This window comes from Streptomyces sp. NPDC001927 (assembly GCF_053594455.1).
Map to the genome: position 1 here is coordinate 747,369 of NZ_JBSFEN010000001.1, position 13,807 is coordinate 761,175.

Below are 13,807 nucleotides of genomic sequence, written 5' to 3' on the forward strand. Positions count from 1 at the left end.
CTCCCACGCCCCCCGCGCCATGACCGAAGCGGCTTCCACCGAAGCGGCTCCGGCCTCCCTCTGCGCCCGGGAGCCCCATGTCCCCGCCGACCGCCTCGTCGCGGAGATGGTGCCGCCGCCGCGGTTCGACTCGGTCCGCTTCGACACGTACATCCCGGACCCGAACCAGCCCAGCCAGACCGACGCGGTCAAGGTCCTCAGCTCCTTCGCCGAGGGGCTCGGCGGCGCCCACGCCACCGGCGCGGGCAAGCGGCCGGCCCTCAGCCGCTGGTTCGCGAAGAAGCCGGCCGCCCCCATCGGGCCGCGCGGTGTCTACCTCGACGGCGGGTACGGCGTCGGCAAGACCCACCTGCTCGCCTCCCTCTGGCACGCGACGCCCGCCGAGCCCGGGCTCAAGGCCTTCGGCACCTTCGTGGAGCTGACGAACCTGGTCGGCGCGCTCGGCTTCCAGCAGACCGTGAAGACCCTGAGCGGCCACCGGCTCCTCTGCATCGACGAATTCGAACTGGACGACCCGGGCGACACCGTCCTCGTCTCCTCCCTGCTCAGCCGCCTGGTCGAGGCGGGCGTGGCGCTCGCCGCCACCTCCAACACGCTGCCGGGCAAGCTGGGCGAGGGCCGGTTCGCCGCCGCCGACTTCCTCCGCGAGATCCAGGGCCTCTCCGCGCACTTCCGTCCGCTCCGGATAGACGGCGAGGACTACCGCCACCGCGGGCTGCCCGAGGCGCCGGCGCCGTACTCCGACGAACAGGTGACGAAGGCCGCGTACGCGACCCCCGGCGCCTCGCTCGACGACTTCCCGCACCTGCTCGACCACCTGGCCAAGGTCCACCCCAGCCGGTACGGCGCGCTCACCGACGACCTGGCGGCGGTCTGCCTCACGGACGTGCAGGCGGTCCCGGACCAGTCGACCGCGCTGCGGCTCGTCGTCCTCGCCGACCGGCTCTACGACCGTGAGGTCCCGGTCCTCGCCTCCGGGCTCCCCTTCGACCGGCTCTTCAGCGAGGAGATGCTGAACGGCGGGTACCGCAAGAAGTACTTCCGGGCGATCTCCCGGCTCACCGCGCTCGCTCGCGACGCGAAGGGCTTGGTCGAGCAGTAGGTTGGGGGCCATACCCGATCGAAAGGGATTCATCATGGCCGCAACCCGTACCGCCCACACCGTCTGGCAGGGTGACCTCCTCAAGGGCAACGGCGTCGTCACCCTCGACTCCTCCGGTCTCGGCTCGTACGACGTCTCCTGGCCGGCCCGCACCGAGGAGCCGAACGGCAAGACCAGCCCGGAGGAGCTGATCGCCGCCGCCCACTCGTCCTGCTACTCGATGGCGTTCTCCAACATCCTGGCCAAGAACGACACTCCGCCGACCCGCCTGGAGACCAAGGCCGACGTCACCTTCGTGCCGGGCAAGGGCATCACGGGCAGCCACATCACCGTGCGCGGCGAGGTGCCGGGCCTGGACAAGGACAAGTTCCTCGAACTGGCCGAGGACGCGAAGAAGAACTGCCCGGTCAGCCAGGCGCTCACGGGTACGACGATCACCCTGACCGCCGAACTGGTCTGATCCGTAACGCTTCTGACGCCTTATGAGGCCGTGAGGCCCGCATGGGTTCACGTGTCACCAGACCACGTGGTACACACATGCGGGTCACACGAAACACGCCACGCGAGTACGCCACCGACGTACGCCCGCCACACGCGTACGTACGTCACACGTGCCCGCCACACCTCTCTGTCCGCCAACAGAAGTGGGTTGCCTCAGCATGTCCGCGACACGACGTCAGATCCTCTCCCGCACCGGCGCCTCCGTCGCCGGTATCGCCTTCTCGGGCGCCCTCGGCGAGCTCTTCGCCGGTACGGCCGCCGCCCGGGGCCACGCCGGCTACGGCCCCCTCATCCCGGACCCCGCCGGTCTCCTCGACCTCCCCAAGGGATTCCGCTACACGGTCCTCTCCCGCCAGGGCGACCCCCTCCGCTCCGGCGAGGGCCCCGTCCCCAGCAACTTCGACGGCATGGGCGCCTTCCCCGGCCGCCGGGGCCGCGTCCATCTGGTCCGCAACCACGAGAACCGGGTCACCGGCAAGATCGGCGTCCCGACGGTCGAGGGCCTGACGTACGACCCGGCCGCGAAGGGCGGCTGTACGGCGCTCACACTCGACGGGCGCGGCAACGTCCTCGACGAGCGGGTCGCGATCGCCGGCACCGCCGTCAACTGCGCGGGCGGCCCGACCCCTTGGGGCACCTGGCTCACCTGCGAGGAGACCGAGGACAGGGCCGGGACCAACGGCTACACCAAGGACCACGGCTTCATCTTCGAGGTGGACGGCGCCGACCCGCGCCGCACCGGAGCCGTGCCGCTCACGGCCATGGGCCGGTTCGCACACGAGGCGATCGCCGTCGATCCGCGCAGCGGGATCGTGTACGAGACGGAGGACGCGTTCGAGAAGCCCTTCGGGCTCTTCTACCGCTTCCTGCCCGAGAAGCCGCTGGGCGGCCACGGTTCGCTGCGCGCGGGCGGGGCGCTGGAGGCCATGCGGGTGCCGGGTGTGCCCGACCTCTCGGTGATCCAGGAGACCGGGGCGAGCTTCGACGGGGTCGAGTGGGTTCCCGTACCGGACCCGCAGGCGGCCGAGACGCCCATCAGGCTCCAGGACTTCGGGCCGCGGGGCATCACGCACGCGCAGAAGCTGGAGGGCTGCTACTGGGGCGACCGGTCCGTCTACTTCGTCTCGTCCTTCGCCCGGACCGCCGACGGTTCGGGCGCGACGCACTTCGGCCAGGTGTGGCGGTACGACCCGCAGCGGCGCCGGCTGACCCTCGTCGTCGTCTTCGGCCCGAGCACGGACATCCAGCTCCCCGGCGAGTCGCCGGACAACATCTGCCTCGCCCCGAGCGGCGGCCTGATGGTCTGCGAGGACGGCGAGGGGGCGCAGCACGTGTACGGCCTGACCCGGAAGGGCGAGGTGTACGCGGTGGCCCGCGGGGCCCAGAACATCGGCACGCCACAGGCCCCGGAGTGGGGCGAGTTCGCGGGGGTCACGTTCTCCCCGGACGGCACGACCATGTACGTCAACTGCTATACGCCGGGGACGACGTTCGCCGTGCGGGGTCCTTGGTGCTGACGTCGCCCACCTAGCCGCCGCCGACGCCCGGTCGCGCGCCCGCGCTTTCCGTCGCAGGATCGGGGGAAGGCGCGGGCCGGGCGGACGGATCGACGGACGGGAAGGGTCGGCGAGGTGGCCAAGAAGGACAAGGACAAGCAGAAGCAGGACAAGCGCGGGAAGCAAGAGCAGAACGAGAAGCGCGAGAAGAACGCGACGAGCGCGAAGAGCGAGAAGGCACAGCGTGACGGCCGGCGGAAGCGGGAGCCGGTCCTCCGGGACGTCCTGCGCCTGCCCGTGGGCAAGCCGGTCGACCTGTCCGCGTACTCCGCCTCGGAGATCCCGGCCGGCCCACCGGACAAGGTGGCAGGCATCGCGGCGACGGCCCTGCTCGGCCCCGACCTCGCCGACCTCCAGGAGCGCCTGTACGCGGCGAGCACGGCCGGCGACCGGCGCCGGTTGCTGCTCGTCCTCCAGGGCATGGACACCAGCGGCAAGGGCGGCACGGTCAAGCACGTCATCGGGTTCTTCAACCCGTCCGGCTGCCGGATCCGCGCCTTCAAGGCCCCGACCGCCGAGGAGCGCGGCCACCCGTTCCTCTGGCGGATCGCCCGGGCGCTGCCGGTGCCGGGCGAGATCGGCATCTTCGACCGCTCGCACTACGAGGACGTCCTCATCGCCCGCGTCCGCGAACTGGTACCCCGCCGCGATCTCGGCCGCCGCTACGGCCAGATCAACCGCTGGGAGGAGTCGCTGACCGACGACGGCGTGACGATCGTCAAGGTCTTCCTGCACGTCTCGTACGAGGAACAGCGCGCCCGTCTCCTGGAGCGCCTGGACAACCCGGAGAAGCACTGGAAGTTCAACGCGGGCGACATCGAGGAGCGGGCGCTGTGGCCCGCGTACCAGGAGGCGTACGAACTCGCGCTCGAACGGTGCTCGACGGAGGAGTCGCCCTGGTATCTGATCCCGGCGGACCGCAAGTGGTACCGCAACTGGGCGATCAGCAAGCTCCTCCTGGAACACCTCACCGCCCTGGACCCGCAGTACCCGCCGGGCGACTTCGACGTGGCGGAGTGCCGGAAGCGGCTGCTCGCGACCTGATCGGTTAGTTTCCGTGCGTGACCATTTCTGTACGAAAACTGTCGGCGCTTGCTCTGCTGGGTGCCGTACTCGTCGGCTGCGGCGGGGGCGCGGCCGACACGGCGACGGGGCCTGAAAGACCGTCCGCCAAGCAGTCGAGCCCCACGAAGTCGAGCCCCACCCCGTCGAACCCCAAGCCGGTCGCCGGCGCCAGCGCGGGCGCCAGTGCCGGTGCCGCGCCCGGACCGGCCGTCGTCCACAAGGCGCCGCCGACGATGGCGCCCGGGCCCGGCGGGCTCACCCCGGTCTTCGAGCGGGCCCGCAAGGGGGGCGACAAGGTCGTCGCCCTCACCTTCGACGCCGACATGACGGCCGACCAGGGGCGTCGGGCCGCGAGCGGCGAGCGGTTCGACAACCCGGCGCTGATCGAGACCCTGCGGCGGCTGAAGGTCGACTCGACCGTCTTCATGACGGGCCGGTGGGCCGAGGAGTACCCGGACCAGGCGCGGTCCATCGGCACCGACCCCCGCTTCGAGATCGCCAACCACTCGTACAGCCACTACGCCTTCGCCTCGCCCTGCTACGGACTGCCGACGGTCGGGAAGCAGGACATGGCCGCCGATGTGAAGCGGGCCTTCGAGGCGTTCCGGAAGGCGGGGGCGCGCAATGTCGTGCCGTACTTCCGGTTCCCCGGCGGCTGCTACGACGACGGGGCGCTGCGCGCGCTGGCGCCCGCGAAGGTCACGGCGGTGCAGTGGGACGTCGTCAGCGGCGACGCCTTCGCCAAGGACGGTGACGCGGTCGCCGAGCAGGTGCTCGACGGGGTGAAGCCCGGCTCGCTCGTGGTCATGCACTGCACGCGCAGCGCCGCGCCCGTCACCGAGCAGGCGATCCGGAAGATCGTGCCCGAACTGCGGGCGAGGGGCTACCGCTTCGTGAAGGTCTCGGAGCTGATGGCCGGCCGCTCAGGCACTTCCTAGCCGGAGCAGGCGGAGCGCTGGGCCTCCTGCCACTCGCAGACCGGGCAGAGCGTGATCCCCTTGGCCGACTCGGGGTACTCGGTCGGCTTCCGGCACAGCACGCACTCGGCGTACGGCGGCCCTTCCGCCGCCGTACGGCCGGTCGCCGCCGCCCCTGCCGCTTCCGCCCGTACGGGTTCGCAGTACGCGCCCGAGCCCGAGTCCACGTCCGAGTCCATGGCGTCGAGGGTACTCACTCCCGCCAGGCCGTGGCCCTGACGCTGACCGCCACCGCGACGGCGGCGAGGAGCAGGGCGCCCGGGAGGGCGGCCCACGGGAGCGTGACCGTCGCGGCACGCGCGCCGGTGACCAGGCCCGTCACGGCGTGCTTCGCCGGGGAGCCGGTCGTCACCAGGGCGAGCAGCGAGCCCAGGACCAGCGCCGCGAGGGACCAGCCCCGGGAGCGCACCAGCGGCCGGCCGGTGAGGGCGCCCACGGCGGCGCCGGTCAGGACACAGGTGGTCGTGGCGAGGAGCCCCGCAGTCACGGCCCGCGCCGCACCGACGCCCCGCAGGTCGGCGACCGCCGTCACGCCGAGCACCGCGACCGCCCCGAGCGGGGCCGCGCAGGCGACGGCCGCCAGGAGCGCCGCCACGTGCGCCCGCTGCCGCCCGGCCGCGGCGGCCACCACGTTCCGCGCGGCGGCGGGCTCCTGACCGAGGCAGATCCGTACCAGCCAGGCCGTGACGGGGAGCAGCGCGGCGGCCGCGTAGCCGAGGGAGCCGAGCACGGGCTCCCCGCCGCGCACGCCGACGGCGAGGAGGACCGCGTAGAGGAGCAGCGGTGCGAGCCAGCGCTGGGAGCGCAGCAGCAGGTCGGTCTGGTAGCGCAGCAGTGCGGTCGTCATGTCCGGGCGCCTTCGGTGCTCAGCTCGTGGATGTGCCAGGAGGCGTCGAGCAGCGCCCGGAGCAGCGCGTCGGAGTGCGCGGCGTCGACCGCGTACGCCGTCGTCGCCGTGCCGTCGGGGCGCGGCCCCGGCTCGCGGGAGGGTGCCCCGGGCAGCCCGTCGGGGAGCGGGCGGCCGCCGGAGGCGACGATCCGGGCGCGGGGCGGCGGTACGACGGGACTCCACTCGGCGGCGCCCGCGGAAGCCCTCGCCCGTACCCGGCCCGCCTCCACCTCGTACACCGCGTCGGCCTCCCCCGCGAGGCGGCGCGGGTCGTGGTCGACGAAGACCGCCGTGCCGCCGGCCGCGACCCGCTCGCGGACCGCGCGGTCGAGTTCGTGCCGCGCGGCCGTGTCCAGGCCGGTCCACGCCTCGTCCAGGACGATCAGCGCCGGGTCCGCGAGGAGGGCCTGGGCGACGGCGACCTTCTGGCTGCTGCCCTTGGAGAGTTCGGCGAGCGGCGCGTCCGCGAAGGCGCCCGCGCCGAAGCGCTCCAGCCACGCCCGTGCCCGCTCGGCCGCCTCGGTCCGGCCGAGCCCCTGGACGCGTCCGAGGTGCGTCAGGTAGCGGGTCGCCGTGAACGGCAGGGCGACCGGGAAGCGCTCCGGCACGTACGACGTGCGCGGCGGCCGGCCGGTGATCCGGCCCTCCGTCGGCGCGTCGACGCCCGCGACGACCCGCAGCAGCGTCGACTTGCCGCTGCCGTTGGCGCCGGTGAACCGGACGAGGGCGCCGGCGGGCAGGACGAGGTCGACCTCGCGCAGCACCCACGGCCCGCGCGGGCCGTAGCGGCGCCCCACCCGTTCCAGGTTCAGTTGGAGGCCTTCTGCGGGGTGGCCTCGCTCGGGCGGACGATGACGAAGCCCTGGCCGTCGAGGCGGAGCTGGACGGCCTCGCCCGAGCCGCCGCGGATCATCGAGCCGATGGACTGCGAGCGGTGGAGCGAGGTCTGGAGCTGCTCGCTCCAGCCGACGACGGCGTCGGTGTCGACGCAGACCGGGGACTGCGGGGTGACCGGGATGACGATCGGGGTGCCCTCGCAGGCCAGGGCGATCTTTCCCTGACCGGTGAAGACGCTGTTGAAGAGGCCGCCGCCGGTCATGCCGGCGCCCTTCACCGTCCTGATCTCGTACGAGAGCGTGGCGTCGAAGCAGAGCACGTTCCGGCCGTTGACGGTGAGCGCGTCGTTGGGCTCTATCTCGACGATGAAACAGTTCTGCGCCTCCTGCGCGAACCAGGCCTCGCCCTGGCCGCGCACGGCCATCAGCGCGAGGCCCTCGCCCGTCACGGCGCGCTTGAGCATGCCGCCGATGCCCTGGCCCTTGCGCTCGAACTGCAGGTCGCCGCGGAAGGCGATCATCGATCCCTGACGGGCGTGCATCTCTCCGTTGACGACGTACTTCACGCACTTGGCGTTCTGCAGGCTCATGCCCGGCAACGCGGCGGTCTCGGCAAGGTGTTCGGCGGAAAAAAGATCACTCTTCATGAAAGGCATCCTGTCGCGGAACCGACCAATCCGACAAGAAACACCTGTGCGAGCAGTGGCAAACTGGCCGGGTGAGCAGCAACGAGACCGAAATCCACACCGCCGTCCCCACCGCCGTCCCCACCGAAGTGCACACCGATGTGCCCGCCGATGTCCGCGACGAGAAACCGCAGTTCGTCCTGCCCCTCGTCGTACGGATCGAGCGGGCCGAGCCCCCGGCGCGTACCGACGCGCTGGAGACAGCCGCCCGCGCCGTCCTGGAGATCCTCGCCGACGAGCGCTCCACGGGCGACGGCGAGTGGGCACGGGCGATGACGGACTGGCAGGACGCCCGGATCCGCAAGGTCGTGCGCCGGGCGCGCGGCGCGGAGTGGCGGCGGGCCGGGGAGCTCCCGGGGATCACGGTCACGGGCGAGTCCGCGGAGGTACGGGTGTTCCCGCCGATCCCGCTGGACGGCTGGCCCAAGGAGCTGGCGAAGCTCCAGGTGTCCGGCACGGACCTGGAGGACCCGACGGCCCCCGGCGCGGCCCGCCCCGACGCGCCGACGCTCTGGCTCAACCCGCACCTGGACATGTCCGCGGGCAAGACGATGGCCCAGGCGGGGCACGCCGCGCAGCTGCTGTGGTGGGAGCTGTCGGACACGGACCGCAAGTCCTGGCGCGAGGCCGGCTTCCCGCTCTCCGTCCGTCCGGCCACGCCGGAGCACTGGGCGGAACTGACGGCGAGCGCTCTGCCAGTGGTCCGCGACGCGGGCTTCACCGAGATCGCCCCCGGACCGACCTTCGTCTCCGAGGGAAGCGACCGGTTCGGCTCCCATGTGCGCCTGGGGCAGCGGTGACCGTTGTACGTCTGGGGCAGGGATGACCGTCCGGCTCGCGCCCGTTCGTGCCCGTTCGTGCCCGCTCGTGGCCGAGTTCTCCGGCTTCGGTCCGGTCGGCGACTGAACACGGCCGCCCTGTCGCACGTATCTCCCGATACCGCCAAGTGGGTTGTACGACCGTCTGGTTGGCGGTTCAGTCTGCGGTGAACGGCACCGGTGACCCGCACCGGCGCGGAGAACGTACGGGAGACACCTTGTCGCTACGCGTCAACGGCACGGCCCTCATCATCGCGGCGCTCGTCGCCACGATCGGCGCGCTCGCCTTCCCCGTCTGGTCCTACGCCGACCGTTCGGGCACCGGTCAGGCGAACCTGAACGCTTCGAGCGTGCCCACGCCGTGGGGGCCGCTGTCCGCCACGGACCGGGACTTCCTGGTGAAGGTACGGCTCGCCGGGCTTTGGGAGCTCCCGGCCGGCCAGCAGGCCGTCGAGCGCGCGCCGAGCCGGGCGATCGTGGAGTGCGGCGACCATCTCGTCGTCGGCCACACGGACCTGGACCGGCGGGCCAGGACCGTGGCGGCGAGGCTGGGCGTGGAGCTGCCGAACCAGCCGACCGAACAGCAGCAGGGGTGGTTGCGGGAGCTGACGGCGGCGAGCGGGGAGGAGTACGAGCGGAAGTTCGCGAACCTGCTGCGCAACGCGCACGGCAAGGTGTTCGCGCTGGTCGCCGAGGTCCGGCACACGACCCGCAACTCGCTGATACGGCAGCTGGCCAGTGACGCGAACCAGACCGTGCTCGACCACATCACCATGCTGGAGGCGACCGGGATGGTCGACTTCGACGCGCTGGCGAACGAGGCGGCGGGCCGGAAGACGGCGCCGCCGACCGGGCCGCCGGTGGTTCCGTCGCCGTTGACGCCCTCGCCGGTGCGGCCGACGGGGACGGACCAGTCGTTCACGTCGCGCCCGGTGCCGGACGCGGGGATCGTGACGCCGCACTCGATGCCGTAGGCCGAAATCGTGACGCCGCACTCGATGTCGTAGCGGCCGAAACGGGCCGAGACACCCCTTAGTACCTCCGGAACCTCAAATCAACCTCTGAACGTCCCCCTGACTGGATTCGAACGGGTTGTTCCGGGCCATCAGGTGAGGGACCGAAGGAGGGGGACATGACGGAACTCGGAGTCGGAATCGGGTGGCGGCCGGAGATCGCGGGCGCGGTGGAGGCGCTGCCGGGCGTCGACTGGGTGGAGGTCGTCGCGGAGAACGTGTGCGCGGGCCATCTGCCGGACGCGCTGGCGCGGCTGCGCGAGCGTGGGGTCACGGTCGTCCCGCACGGGGTCTCCCTGGGGCTCGGCGGCGCCGACCGGCCGGACCCGGCGCGGCTCGCGGAGCTGGCGGCGACGGCGACCGCGCTGGGCGCCCCGCTGGTGACGGAGCACATCGCGTTCGTCCGCGCCGGGGGCGCCCTCACGGCGACCCCGGTTCTCGAAGCGGGCCATCTGCTGCCCGTGCCGCGCACCTGGGACGCCCTGGACGTGCTCTGCGAGAACGTCCGGATCGCCCAGGACGCGCTGCCCGTGCCGCTGGCGCTGGAGAACATCGCGGCGCTGATCGCCTGGCCCGGCGAGGAGCTGACCGAGGGCCAGTTCCTGGCCGAGCTGGTGGAGCGTACGGGGGTACGGCTCCTGATCGACGTCGCCAACCTGCACACGAACCACGTCAACCGGGGCGAGTCCCCGGCGAAGGCGCTCTCCGAGCTGCCGGTCGAGGCGATCGCGTACGTCCACGTGGCGGGCGGTCTCGCCCGCGACGGCGTGTGGCACGACACCCACGCCCACCCGGTCCCGGAGCCCGTCCTGGACATCCTGTCGGACCTGGCCTCCCGGGTCTCCCCGCCGGGCGTCCTGCTTGAGCGGGACGACAACTTCCCGCCGGCGGAGGAGCTGGCCGCGGAACTGACGACGATCAGGGGCCGCCTGCGGGACGCCGCCACGCGGCCCGCCACAGCCCGGGCGGCCACGGCCCGCGTCGCCGACCCCGCACCCCTGATCGGCGCGGGCGCCCGCGTCTCGGGCGGCCCGATGCCGCAGTCCCTGCATACGGCCGAGGAAGCCGAGCAGCCCGCTGACACCGCAGCGGACACCCGCGCGCCCCGGCCGACCCCGAACCCGGCCGCGCGGCAGAGCGTGGCCGTCGCGCAGGCCTCCTTGCTGTCCGCGCTCGTCGCCGGGGCGCCCGTGCCCGAGGGGTTCGACTCGCGGCGGATCGGGGTGCAGAGCCGCGCCCTCGTCGGGAAGCGGACGGACGTGATCGCCAAGATCGCGCCCGAGCTGCCCGAGATCCTCGGCGACGGCTACCGCCCCGCGTTCCGCGCGTACGCCCGGACCCGCCCGATGTCCAGCGGCTACCGCCGCGACGCCCTCGACTTCGTCGCGCACCTGCTCGTCGCGGGACGCCCCGAGGACCCCGACGCCCGGCGTCGGCTGACCCGCTGGTGGCAGGACCGCGCCGGCGCCCGCCCGCCCCGACCGGCCGGCCGGATCGCCCGCGCGGCCCGTGCCGCCCGCACCGCACTCGTACGGAGGTGACGTCCCCATGAACCTGTTCGCCCTGCTCGTCTGGGCCGCCGTGCTCACCGGCTCCGCCCTGCTGATCGTCCACCTCCGCGCCGCCCGCGCCGACCGCGGCGGCTTCGTCCACGACCTCAGCGAGGCCGCGTTCCTCATCGGCGGCCCGCCCCGGGTCGTCGACAGCGCGCTCGCCGCCCTGCACTCCGACGGCCGGATCGCCGTCGGAGGCCCCGGCATCGTCGTGCCGCGCCCCGGCGCGGCCCCCCGCAGCCATGTCGAGCGGGCGGTCCTCCAGGAGCTGGCCGCCGCCCCGCACGCGGCCCTGCACGACCTGCGCCTCGCCGTGATGCGCGGCCCCGCCGTCCAGGAGATCGGCGACGCCCTCGCGGCGCGCGGCCTGATGGTGGACCCCGAGGTCCGCCGCACCGGCCGGCGCTGGTGCCTCGCCCTCGCCCTCGTGTCCTTCTTCATGTTCATCCCCGCGATCGTCGTGACCGTGGCCGTCGACCTCGACGGGTTCCAGGTTCCGTTCGTCTTCAAGGTGGGGCCCGTCCTCTTCGCCGGCTTCATCACCGGCCTCGTCTGCGGGGCCTACAACGCCGGCCGCACCACCCGGGGCGGCCGCCGGGCGGCCACCGCGTACCAGCGCGACCACGTCTACGCACCCGACGCCGGGCACCAGGTCGCGCTGCGCGGACTGCGCGCCGTTCCGCACGAGGAGCTGCGCACCCAGCTGATCGCGGCCGCCCGGATGCCCAGGGTCGCCCACGCCTCCTCCTCTTCCTCCTCGTCCGCCTCGGACGTCGCCCTGCTCGCGAGCCTGCACTGGTGCGCGGGTACACCGGGCAACGCGGGCCCGTGCGGCGGTGCTTCGGGAGGTACGGGTGGCGGAGGCGGCGGTACGGACAGCGGCTTCGGGGGCGGCGGGTGTTCCGCCAGCGCCTGCTCCGGAGGATCCAGTGGATCCTCTGGATCCGGCGGCGGGGGCAGCTCCTGCTCCAGCGGGTCCAGCAGCGGCGGCAGTTCGTGCTCCAGCAGCAGCAGTAGTTCCAGCTGCGGCGGCGGCTCCAGCGGCTGATCGGGTCGTTTCCGCCGACACGCCCCGGCGGTCCTTTACACGGCGGCCGGGGGCTCCAACGATCCTGCCGTGAAAGCCCTCGCGCTGACCGGAACCGTCGGGTCGTTGACGGCCGCGCTGCTGTCCACCCTCACCGCCACACCCGCCCCCGTACGGGACGCGCCGCCCGCCGAGTCGGGCGGCGTGCTCGCCGCCGCCCGTCGCGCGGCCGCCGAAGGCATCGCCTTCGGCGACTGCCCGGCGGTCGAGAAGCTCCCGCCGTCGGTCCGGTGCGGCACCCTGCTGGTCCCCCTCGACTACGCGGACCCCGACGGCACCCGGATCCCGCTCACGGTCAGCCGGATCAAGGCCTCGGGACCGGCCACCGACCGGCAGGGCGCACTCCTCTACAACCCGGGCGGCCCCGGCGCGTCGTCCACGTACTTCCCCATGGTCGCCGAACTCCCCGCCTGGAAGCGGATCGCCGCCGCGTACGACCTCGTCGGCTACGCCCCGCGCGGCGTGGGCCGCTCGGCGCCCGTGTCCTGCCAGGACCCCGCCGACCGCTCCACGGGCCCCACCCCGGCACCGACCCAGCCGTCCGAGGTCTTCAAGCAGGAGCGGATCGCCCGCGCGAAGACGTACGCGCGGGGCTGCGCGACCCGCACCGGCGAGGCGCTGCGGCACTACCACTCGCTGAACAACGCCCGCGACCTGGAGCTGCTGCGCGCCGCGCTCGGCGAGCCGAAACTGACGTACATGGGCGCCTCCTACGGCACGTACTTCGGCGCGCTCTACGCCACGCTCTTCCCGCACCGGGTGCGCCGGATGGTCTTCGACGCGCCCGTCCACCCCGCGCCGCGCCAGATCTGGTACCTCAACAACCTCGACCAGTCACGGGCGTTCGAGCGCCGCTGGGCCGACTTCCGCACCTGGGTCGCCAAGCACGACAAGGTGTACGGCCTCGGCTCCACGGCCCAGCAGGTGCAGGAGAGTTACGAGAAGGTCCGCGCCGAACTCGCGGCGAAACCGGCCGGTGGGCGCGTCGGCCCGGGCCAGCTGCACGGGGCGATGCTGCAGACCGGGTACCACGACGGTTACTGGCCGCTGCGCGCCACCGCGCTGGCCCGCTATCTGAAGGGCGACGCGCAGCCGCTGATCGCGCAGGCCGCGCCGAGCGAGGAGATCACGGAGGACACCGGCAACCAGGCCGCCGTCTACTCGGCCGTCGAGTGCAACGACGCGCCGTGGCCGGAGGACTTCGCCGTCTGGGACCGGGACAACACCCGGCTCGCGGCGGTCGCGCCCTTCGAGACCTGGGACAACGTCTGGTCCAACCTGCCCTGCGCGTACTGGAAGGCGCCACGCCAGAATCCGCTGGACGTGCGGACCGGTCCGGGAGTGCTGCCGCCGGTGCTGATCCTGGCCGCCGAGCGGGACGCGGCCACACCGTACGAGGGGGCACTGGAACTCCAGCGCAGGCTGGCGGGTTCGGCCCTGGTGACCGAGAAGGACGCCGGGACGCACGGCATCGGGGGCGGCGCGAACGCCTGCGTCAACGGGTACCTGGAGCGCTATCTGCTGACGGGGGCGGTGCCGGCCGCTTCCGTAGCGCAGGCCCCGGAAAAGACGCCGGTGCGGCGCGCGTCGTGCGCGCCGCACCCGGAGCCGGACCCGGTGTCGCTGGAGCGGCGGTCGGAACTCCGTCCGCCGTCTGATCTTCCGGGTCGAGGGGTGACGGCCCGGCTGGTCGCCGGGCCGTCACCGAGTCGGTAGGGCGGCCG

General features: G+C 73.1%; 14 protein-coding genes. 10 read left to right on the forward strand and 4 right to left on the reverse strand.

The window, feature by feature from the left end; translation table 11 throughout:
• The first annotated feature begins 19 nt into the window (after positions 1-19).
• From zapE to ACWCO8_RS03170, 5 genes are all read left to right on the forward strand, one after another.
• Positions 20-1,102: a cell division protein ZapE gene (gene zapE / locus ACWCO8_RS03150; protein ID WP_451030886.1), complete on the forward strand. Its 1,083-nt coding sequence runs from the start codon at positions 20-22 to the stop codon at positions 1,100-1,102.
• Between the two features lie 34 nt (positions 1,103-1,136).
• Positions 1,137-1,562, forward strand: a complete 426-nt coding sequence (locus tag ACWCO8_RS03155; RefSeq protein ID WP_451030652.1) for an OsmC family protein — start codon at positions 1,137-1,139, stop codon at positions 1,560-1,562.
• 199 nt (positions 1,563-1,761) lie between these two features.
• Entirely contained in the window at positions 1,762-3,120 is a 1,359-nt protein-coding gene (locus tag ACWCO8_RS03160) for an alkaline phosphatase PhoX (RefSeq protein WP_451030653.1), read from the forward strand.
• A gap of 264 nt (positions 3,121-3,384) precedes the next feature.
• Entirely contained in the window at positions 3,385-4,203 is an 819-nt protein-coding gene (locus ACWCO8_RS03165; protein WP_451030887.1) for a PPK2 family polyphosphate kinase, read from the forward strand.
• A gap of 17 nt (positions 4,204-4,220) precedes the next feature.
• Entirely contained in the window at positions 4,221-5,162 is a 942-nt protein-coding gene (locus ACWCO8_RS03170; protein WP_451030654.1) for a polysaccharide deacetylase family protein, read from the forward strand.
• On the opposite strand, the gene ACWCO8_RS03175 is transcribed toward ACWCO8_RS03170, so the two are convergent.
• Genes ACWCO8_RS03175 through ACWCO8_RS03190 form a run of 4 tightly spaced genes read right to left on the reverse strand, consistent with a single transcriptional unit; the run spans position 5,159 to position 7,573 of the window.
• On the reverse strand, positions 5,159-5,380 hold the full coding sequence (locus ACWCO8_RS03175) for a hypothetical protein (protein WP_451030655.1): 222 nt from the start codon (positions 5,378-5,380) through the stop codon (positions 5,159-5,161). The genes ACWCO8_RS03170 and ACWCO8_RS03175 overlap by 4 nt on opposite strands.
• Before the next feature lie 14 nt (positions 5,381-5,394).
• Positions 5,395-6,048: an ABC transporter gene (locus tag ACWCO8_RS03180; RefSeq protein WP_451030656.1), complete on the reverse strand. Its 654-nt coding sequence runs from the start codon at positions 6,046-6,048 to the stop codon at positions 5,395-5,397.
• Positions 6,045-6,902 (reverse strand): ATP-binding cassette domain-containing protein, encoded by an 858-nt coding sequence (locus tag ACWCO8_RS03185; protein ID WP_451030888.1) that lies wholly within the window; start codon positions 6,900-6,902, stop codon positions 6,045-6,047. The genes ACWCO8_RS03180 and ACWCO8_RS03185 overlap by 4 nt, the downstream gene beginning before the upstream one ends.
• Positions 6,899-7,573 carry an AIM24 family protein gene (locus ACWCO8_RS03190; protein ID WP_451030657.1) on the reverse strand — a complete coding sequence of 225 codons (675 nt, stop codon included), beginning with the start codon at positions 7,571-7,573 and terminating at the stop codon, positions 6,899-6,901. The genes ACWCO8_RS03185 and ACWCO8_RS03190 overlap by 4 nt, the downstream gene beginning before the upstream one ends.
• A gap of 128 nt (positions 7,574-7,701) precedes the next feature.
• Here ACWCO8_RS03190 and ACWCO8_RS03195 point away from each other — a divergent pair, with 128 nt between their 5' ends.
• The 5 genes from ACWCO8_RS03195 (at position 7,702) to ACWCO8_RS03215 (ending at position 13,799) form a co-directional block, all read left to right on the forward strand.
• A complete protein-coding gene (locus tag ACWCO8_RS03195; protein ID WP_451030889.1) occupies positions 7,702-8,412 on the forward strand; it encodes a peptidyl-tRNA hydrolase in 711 nt (236 codons plus the stop codon).
• A 236-nt stretch (positions 8,413-8,648) separates the two neighbouring features.
• Positions 8,649-9,404: a DUF4142 domain-containing protein gene (locus ACWCO8_RS03200; RefSeq protein ID WP_451030658.1), complete on the forward strand. Its 756-nt coding sequence runs from the start codon at positions 8,649-8,651 to the stop codon at positions 9,402-9,404.
• A 158-nt stretch (positions 9,405-9,562) separates the two neighbouring features.
• Positions 9,563-10,984 (forward strand): multinuclear nonheme iron-dependent oxidase, encoded by a 1,422-nt coding sequence (locus ACWCO8_RS03205; protein ID WP_451030659.1) that lies wholly within the window; start codon positions 9,563-9,565, stop codon positions 10,982-10,984.
• 7 nt (positions 10,985-10,991) lie between these two features.
• Positions 10,992-12,044 carry a TIGR04222 domain-containing membrane protein gene (locus ACWCO8_RS03210; RefSeq protein WP_451030660.1) on the forward strand — a complete coding sequence of 351 codons (1,053 nt, stop codon included), beginning with the start codon at positions 10,992-10,994 and terminating at the stop codon, positions 12,042-12,044.
• 69 nt (positions 12,045-12,113) lie between these two features.
• A complete protein-coding gene (locus ACWCO8_RS03215; protein WP_451030661.1) occupies positions 12,114-13,799 on the forward strand; it encodes an alpha/beta hydrolase in 1,686 nt (561 codons plus the stop codon).
• The last annotated feature ends 8 nt before the right edge of the window (positions 13,800-13,807 follow it).